The sequence below is a fragment of the Capnocytophaga sp. oral taxon 324 str. F0483 genome, assembly GCF_000318315.2.
Lineage (GTDB): Bacteria > Bacteroidota > Bacteroidia > Flavobacteriales > Flavobacteriaceae > Capnocytophaga > Capnocytophaga ochracea.
Map to the genome: position 1 here is coordinate 1 of NZ_KB291491.1, position 7,050 is coordinate 7,050.

The window sequence follows — 7,050 nt, forward strand, 5'->3', positions numbered from 1 at the left end:
CAAAAGACGGTGCGAGCCACACGGGCAGATAAAGGAAAGACGAAGGAAGAGTCAATTTAAGAGAGACTCATAGCGGAACATAATAGAAAATATACTATTGTAAGAATACTAATAGACTTTTATATACATCAAAAACCAATGAAAAAATTTGATAAAGAAGTGTACCTAAAATGGTACGAGGATATGCTTTTTTGGAGGAAATTTGAAGATAAACTCGCTGCAGTTTATATTCAACAAAAAGTAAGGGGGTTCTTGCACCTATACAACGGTCAAGAAGCGGTAGCTGCAGGTTGTTTGCACGCTATTGACCCTACCAAAGACAAAATGATTACTTCTTACCGTTGCCACGTACACCCTATAGGTTTGGGTGTAGACCCTAAACGTATTATGGCTGAATTGTACGGTAAAGGTACAGGTACTTCTCACGGTTTAGGAGGCTCTATGCACATCTTTTCGAAAGAACATCACTTCTATGGTGGTCACGGTATCGTAGGAGGACAGATTGCATTGGGTGCTGGTTTGGCTTTTGCCGATAAGTACTTCAATAGAGAGGCGGTTACACTTACCTTTATGGGTGATGGTGCGGTGCGCCAAGGAGCTTTTCACGAAACAATGAATATGGCTATGTTGTGGAAATTGCCTGTGGTTTTTATTGTAGAAAACAATCACTACGCAATGGGTACATCGGTGGAAAGAACTGCTAACCACGTGGATATTTGGAAACTCGGGTTGGGTTACCAAATGCCTTGCCAACCGGTAGATGGTATGCACCCTGAAACAGTAGCCGAAGCGGTGTATGAAGCAGTAGAACGCGCTCGCCGTGGAGAAGGTCCCACTTTGCTTGACATTCGTACTTATCGTTATCGTGGACACTCAATGTCGGATGCGCAACACTACCGTACTAAAGAAGAGGTGGAAGAGTACAAAAAACAAGACCCAATCACCAATGTACTTGCGGTTATCAAAGAGAAGAAATATGCTACCGATGCTGAGTTAGAAGCTATCGACGAACGTGTGAAAGAACGTGTGGCTGAGTGTGAGAAATTTGCAGAAGAATCACCTTATCCAGAAACACATATTATGTATGATGTGGTTTACGACCAAGAAAATTACCCTTTCTTGCCCAGTAGATTATAATAAAAAAGGAAACACTAATTAAATATAACAACATAAATGGCAGAAATTATTACTATGCCACGCTTGAGCGACACTATGGAAGAGGGTGTTGTAGCAAAGTGGCTTAAAAAAGTAGGCGATAAAGTAAATGAAGGCGATATCTTAGCAGAAATCGAGACGGATAAAGCTACGATGGAATTTGAATCATTCCATACAGGAACCTTATTGTATATAGGTTTAAAAGAAGGAGAAAGTGCTAAAGTAGATACCTTATTGGCTATCATAGGTAAAGAGGGTGAAGATATTTCGGCACTTATAGCTGGAGGAGCTCAAGCATCGGCTCCTAAAGCTGAAGAAGCAAAACCTGTTGCTGAGGTAACTACGGCTCCTGTTGCTGGTGCTACTATACCAGCAGGAGTAGAAGTGGTAACAATGCCTCGACTCAGTGATACAATGACGGAAGGTACTGTGGCTTCTTGGCTCAAAAAGGTAGGTGATACTGTAAAAGAAGGTGATATCTTAGCTGAAATTGAAACCGATAAGGCTACAATGGAGTTTGAATCATTTTATTCAGGTACTTTATTGTATATAGGTTTAAAAGAAGGAGAAAGTGCAGCAGTAGATTCATTATTGGCGATTATAGGCCCTGCGGGTACTGATGTAGACGCAGTTTTGGCAGCCGTGAAAGCTGGCGGAGCTTCAACTTCGGCTCCTGCAACTCCTAAGGCTGAAAGCAAACCGGCTGAAACAGCCACATCAGCCACTACTTCGGTAGCTAATGCAAACGACCGCGTATTTGCTTCTCCTTTGGCTAAGAAAATAGCACAAGATAAAGGTATTAACCTTACTGAGGTGAAAGGAACAGGTGAAAACGGACGTATTGTGAAGAAAGACGTAGAAAACTTTACACCAAGTGCTAAGGTTGCTACGGCTACTACGGCTACACCTGCAACCGCTAGCGCAGCTATCCCAACTGTAATTCCTGTGGGAGTGGAAGTAACTGAAGAGGTGAAAAACTCACAAATGCGCAAAACGATTGCGAAACGTTTGGCAGAGTCTAAATTCACTGCACCTCACTACTATTTGGCAATAGAAATTGATATGGATAACGCGATGGAATCTCGCGCTCAAATCAACAATTTGCCAGACACCAAAATATCTTTCAACGATATGGTAGTGAAAGCCTGCGCAATGGCACTTAAAAAACACCCTCAAGTAAATACTTCTTGGAAAGGCGATACAACCCTTTACAACAAGCACGTGAATGTAGGGGTGGCTGTGGCTATTGAAGATGGCTTGGTAGTACCTGTTATCAAGTTTACGGATACTTTAACGCTTACTCAAATAGGCGCCTTGGTAAAAGACTTGGCTGGTAAGGCACGCAACAAGAAACTTACTCCTGCCGAAATGGAAGGAAGCACTTTCACCGTGTCTAACTTGGGTATGTTTGGGGTAGATGTATTTACTTCTATCATCAATCAGCCTAACTCTGCTATTCTTTCAGTAGGAGCTATTGTTGAGAAACCCGTAGTGAAAAACGGACAAATAGTAGTAGGTCACACTATGCAAGTAACTCTTGCTTGCGACCACCGTACTATCGACGGGGCTACTGGAGCTCAATTCTTACAAACACTCAAAGCTTATATTGAGAATCCTGTAACAATGCTCGCATAACGAGTGTTGAGGACAGCATATTACAAAAGGGTTGCCTATGTGGGTAGCCCTTTTTTGTTATGAGAATAGATGAAAAAAGTAATAATGCAATAGATTGATAATTAATGTAATAAAAAGAAGAAGGTAAAATAATAATCGATTTCTTTACGAAAGATTTTGAAAGTATAGAAGTTTTATTTATCTTTGCTATAAGAAAACAAAAAAAATAATTGCAATGAGTGTATTAGTTAATAAGAATTCAAAAGTAATAGTACAAGGTTTCACAGGAAGCGAAGGTACTTTTCACGCTGAACAAATGATTGCATATGGCACTAATGTGGTAGGAGGAATTACCCCTAATAAAGGAGGTCAAACACATTTAGGGAAGCCAGTGTTTAACACGGTAGCTGATGCTGTGAAGGCAACAGGAGCTGATGTATCTATTATTTTTGTACCACCCGCTTTTGCAGCTGATGCTATTATGGAAGCTGCTGATGCAGGGATAAAAGTAATTATTACTATTACAGAAGGGATTCCGGTAGCTGATATGGTGAAAGTAGCAGCCTACATAAAGAATAGAGATTGCCGCTTGGTAGGTCCTAACTGTCCAGGAGTGATTACGCCTGAAGAAGCAAAAGTAGGTATTATGCCAGGCTTTATCTTTAAGAAAGGACACGTGGGGATAGTTTCGAAATCAGGGACACTTACCTATGAGGCAGCTGACCAAATTGTAAGGCAAGGATTAGGGATTACCACAGCTATTGGTATTGGAGGAGACCCTATTATTGGTACTACTACTAAAGAGGCTGTAGAATTATTGATGAATGACCCAGAGACTCATTGTATTGTGATGATAGGTGAAATAGGTGGACAGTTAGAGCCAGAAGCAGCCCGATGGATAAAAGCCAATGGCAATAAAAAGCCTGTAGTTAGTTTTATAGCAGGAGAAACAGCTCCTAAAGGAAGAACAATGGGACACGCCGGGGCTATAGTAGGAGGTGCTGATGATACTGCTGAAGCTAAAAAACGTATTTTACGCGAATGTGGTGTTCACGTAGTAGATTCGCCTGCTAAAATAGGGGAGAAGGTAGCTGAAATAATGAAAAAATAGCATTTGTTAATAATTTATGAAAAAACTAATACTTATTGTTTTGTTTAGCACTATTATTTCATTTTTTAATTCATTATTTGCACAAAAGAAGCTTCAAGATGTAGATGTATTTAAAAGAAATCCTTCTGAAGTAATCTCGTTTGACGATGCACGTACTGAAGCTGAGAAAATATTACAATACCTAATACAAGAACAAATCATACCAGGAGCCTCTGTAACTGTAGCCAAACAAGGGAAAATAATATGGCAAAGAGGTTATGGATATGCTGATATTACTAAAAAGACAACTATTGACCCTAAGAATACGCTATTTAGGGTAGCGAGTATGTCGAAAGCTATTACAGGAATGGTACTGGCTAGACTGCAAGAGCAAAAGAAGTTTGACTGGAATACTTCAATTTATGAATATATACCTGATTACCCGCAAAAGCCTTTTGATTTTACCGTGAAACAACTTGCAGGACACTTAGCAGGCATACGCACTTATAGGGCTAATGAATATACTTTAAATAAAGCTTACAGTATTGAACAGGGAGTGAATTTATTTAAAGATGACATATTACAGTCGGCACCAGGAACAAAGTTTTTGTATAGTAGCTACGGTATAAATTTGATTTCATTGGCTATAGAAAAGTGTTTGAATGAGAAGTTTGAGAATGTGGCTAAAGAGGAAGTGTTTAAGCCTTTGAATATGTGGCGCACTTTCCCTGATAGAGGAAAAATAATTAAAGATGAGGCTACACCTTATTCAAGGTCTAAAAAAGGAGGACTCACCAAAGCCCCTGATGTGAATAACTACTTTAAGCTGGCAGGAGGAGGCTTTCTTTCTACTTCTAACGATATTGCTAAAATGGGAATTGCTATAGAGCGCCATAATTTTCTTTCTCAGCCTATAGAAAACGAGATGCTAAAAAAGCAATGTACTTTTGATGATACTGAGGTGAGTTATGGTATATGTTGGCAAAACCAGCGAGACTGGAATGGGCGTGATTATTTTGGACACACAGGAATGGGAGTGGGAGGTTACGGTTGGCTATCAGTATACCCTAATGAGCAACTGGTAATTGTATTGCTGTTTAATGTAACTGACCCGCAAATTAATATCTACTTACAACGCTTAACCGACTTTATTATTGAAGGGGCAGAGCGTATTCCTAATCAGTATTAAAAAAATCCTTTTGTGATATCTTTGGTATCACAAAAGGATTTTTTAGAAATGAAAATTGATTAACAAAATTCATTATAGGCTTGTTGGAGATTTTCAGCGATAGCTTCAGCCATTCTACCTTCGATGTGATGGCGTTCCAACATATGCACTAATTCACCATCTTTAAACAGAGCTATACTAGGAGAGGAGGGAGGAAAAGGAAGCATAAAGTTACGAGCTTCTTCAGTAGCCTCTCTATCGACCCCAGCAAAAACAGTGGTAAGATGGTCGGGTTTCTTAGCGTTTTGCAAGCTGTAGATTACTGCAGGGCGCGCATTACGGGCAGCACAACCGCATACAGAGTTTACTACCACGAGGGTAGTACCTGCTCTTTTCAGTGCTTCTCTTACAGCCTCAGCTGTTTTTAATTCTTCAAAACCAACCGCTGTTAGTTCTTCTATCATTGGTTTTACCAATTCAGGTGGATACATAATACTTCGTTTTTAAAATTGGGGACAAAGGTACTAAAAAAAATTATATTACTAATTATTTTGCCAATTGGATTTAATGTAGTACTTTTGAGCCATTAACTAATATTATTTTAAATGGCAAAAATTACGACTGCTCAAGAAGCCTTAAAGGTTGTAAAGAGTGGTGACTTTGTTTATATTCACGGAGGCGCTGCTGTACCTGAAATACTTGTAGATGCTCTTGTAGAGCGTGCATCAGAACTACGCAATGTAAGTATAGGGCACATTCACATTGAGGGAGACGCTCCTTATGCTGACCCTAAATACAAGGATAGTTTTTATGTAAATTCTTTTTTTCTGTCGAGGAATGTGCGAGATATTATGAAAAATGGGAATGGTTCCTATACCCCTATTTTTTTAAGTGATATGCCTTTATTATTTGATAGGAAGCACGTTAAAGTAGATGTAGTGCTTATACAAGTATCGCCTCCTGATAAGTTTGGTTTTTGTTCTATGGGTGTGAGTGTAGAGGCTTGTAAATCGGCGATACGCAATGCAAAATATGTGATTGCAAAAGTAAACAAGCAAATGCCTCGTACTTACGGTGACGCCCTTCTACATATTGATGAAATAGACTTCTTAGTAGAACACGATGCTCCTATCTTCTCATTGCATCTTACAGAACCTGATACTATTGAAAAACAAATAGCCCGACATATTGTGCCTCTTATTGAGGACGGTAGTACATTGCAATTGGGTATTGGTAACATTCCTAATGCTACTTTGGGAGAGATGGGACACCTAAAAAACTTAGGTATTCATACAGAACTGCTCACAGAAGGAGTGCTTGATTTGGTGAAAAAGGGCGTGATTAATGGTTATGAAAAGAAGATAGACAAAGGCAAGATTATAGCTTCGTTTGTGATGGGTACACAAGAGTTATATGATTTTATTGACAAGAACCCATCAGTGGAAATAGCTGAAGCTTCGTACACTAATGAGGTGTCGGTGATACGTCAGAACCCGAAAATGATATCTATCAATTCAGCAATAGAGGTGGATCTTACGGGGCAGGTGTGTGCTGATTCTATTGGAACGGCTATTTATTCAGGATTTGGTGGACAGATAGACTTTGTAAGAGGTGCAATGCTTAGTGAAGGAGGTAAATCAATCATTGCGTTTCCTTCGACCACAAACAAAGGAGAGAGCAAGATTGTGCCTTTCCTTAAACAAGGGGCAGGTGTGGTAACCACTCGTGCTCACGTGCAGTATATCGTTACTGAATATGGTGTGGCTGAGCTCTTTGGCAAGAATTTATGTGAAAGGGCTAAGGCATTGATTGCAATAGCGCACCCTAACCACCGTGAAAACTTAGAGAGGAGTTTTATGATGAAGTAGGGTAGTACGAGTTGCAATTAGCAAATGAGGTGCGAGCCGCACGGGCGATTAACTTTGCCAAAGTTTGAGATGAAAAAGCGATGTGTTGGGACGGTTAGGAGTATTCGGAAGGAAACGGAGGAGAACGGAAGAGAGCTGAGAAGAATTTTGGTGAA

General features: G+C 39.9%; 6 protein-coding genes. 5 read left to right on the forward strand and 1 reads right to left on the reverse strand.

Annotated elements, in window-relative coordinates; translation table 11 throughout:
* Nucleotides 1–138: 138 nt before the first annotated feature.
* The 4 genes from pdhA to HMPREF9072_RS01690 all read left to right on the forward strand — a co-directional run bounded on the left by pdhA (nt 139) and on the right by HMPREF9072_RS01690 (nt 5,048).
* Nucleotides 139–1,137 (forward strand): pyruvate dehydrogenase (acetyl-transferring) E1 component subunit alpha, encoded by a 999-nt coding sequence (gene pdhA, locus HMPREF9072_RS01675; RefSeq protein WP_002672792.1) that lies wholly within the window; start codon nt 139–141, stop codon nt 1,135–1,137.
* A gap of 36 nt (nt 1,138–1,173) precedes the next feature.
* Entirely contained in the window at nt 1,174–2,790 is a 1,617-nt protein-coding gene (locus HMPREF9072_RS01680) for a pyruvate dehydrogenase complex dihydrolipoamide acetyltransferase (RefSeq protein WP_009410208.1), read from the forward strand.
* 214 nt (nt 2,791–3,004) lie between these two features.
* Nucleotides 3,005–3,880 (forward strand): succinate--CoA ligase subunit alpha, encoded by an 876-nt coding sequence (gene sucD / locus HMPREF9072_RS01685; RefSeq protein WP_002672787.1) that lies wholly within the window; start codon nt 3,005–3,007, stop codon nt 3,878–3,880.
* Nucleotides 3,881–3,896: 16 nt separating this feature from the next.
* The gene (locus HMPREF9072_RS01690; RefSeq protein ID WP_009410209.1) at nt 3,897–5,048 is read left to right on the forward strand and encodes a serine hydrolase; all 1,152 of its coding nucleotides are present in this window, start codon (nt 3,897–3,899) and stop codon (nt 5,046–5,048) included.
* Nucleotides 5,049–5,107: 59 nt separating this feature from the next.
* On the opposite strand, the gene HMPREF9072_RS01695 is transcribed toward HMPREF9072_RS01690, so the two are convergent.
* A complete protein-coding gene (locus HMPREF9072_RS01695) occupies nt 5,108–5,518 on the reverse strand; it encodes a BrxA/BrxB family bacilliredoxin (protein WP_009410210.1) in 411 nt (136 codons plus the stop codon).
* 114 nt (nt 5,519–5,632) lie between these two features.
* On the opposite strand from HMPREF9072_RS01695, the gene HMPREF9072_RS01700 reads away from it, so the two are divergent.
* A complete protein-coding gene (locus HMPREF9072_RS01700) occupies nt 5,633–6,895 on the forward strand; it encodes an acetyl-CoA hydrolase/transferase family protein (RefSeq protein WP_009410211.1) in 1,263 nt (420 codons plus the stop codon).
* The last annotated feature ends 155 nt before the right edge of the window (nt 6,896–7,050 follow it).